The organism is Vibrio sp. 10N.222.52.B7, assembly GCF_041474275.1.
In the GTDB taxonomy this organism is placed as follows: domain Bacteria; phylum Pseudomonadota; class Gammaproteobacteria; order Enterobacterales; family Vibrionaceae; genus Vibrio; species Vibrio crassostreae_C.
In genome coordinates, this window is the sequence record NZ_JBFRTU010000509.1 from 1 (window position 1) to 443 (window position 443).

At 47.0% G+C, this 443-nt stretch carries 1 protein-coding gene; it reads right to left on the bottom strand.

Annotation, left to right across the window (positions count from 1 at the left end; genetic code table 11):
• On the bottom strand, positions 1-443 hold a 443-nt coding region (locus tag AB4512_RS23935; RefSeq protein WP_372175994.1), incomplete at both ends, for a histidine kinase dimerization/phospho-acceptor domain-containing protein.

A 443-nucleotide genomic window follows, 5' to 3' on the forward strand; every position in this document is an offset into this window, starting at 1 on the left:
GCTCGGGTGAGCTATCACTGACTTCTCGCAAGATGATATCAATCAGCTGTCGACCACGTTGAATCGCAGCTTGGCCGTTCTCAATATCAAGTAGGATCTGTTTCGCTGGTGCTTGATTATCAATGTGCTGTTTTAATAGTTCAAATTGCAATTGCACTTGAGCCAGTGGGTTACGCATTTCATGAGCGATTGAGTTAGCAAGGGCACGGCTTTGGCGGATGCGTCTATCGGCTTCGATAGTGCTTTGTACTCGAGTTAACAAGGTTTGCAGGGCAGAGATCTCTTCGTTAGAGAACATCTGATCGTTGCTCTTATGTGACGATACTAACAAGTGCGTGACCGATTTTCCCTGACCAAACAGAGGCATCACCAAGGCGGTATCGTTGGAGCTCATCTTGTCATACAGGGCTTTGATTGATCGCTTGGCTGGTGCAGTGTAATCA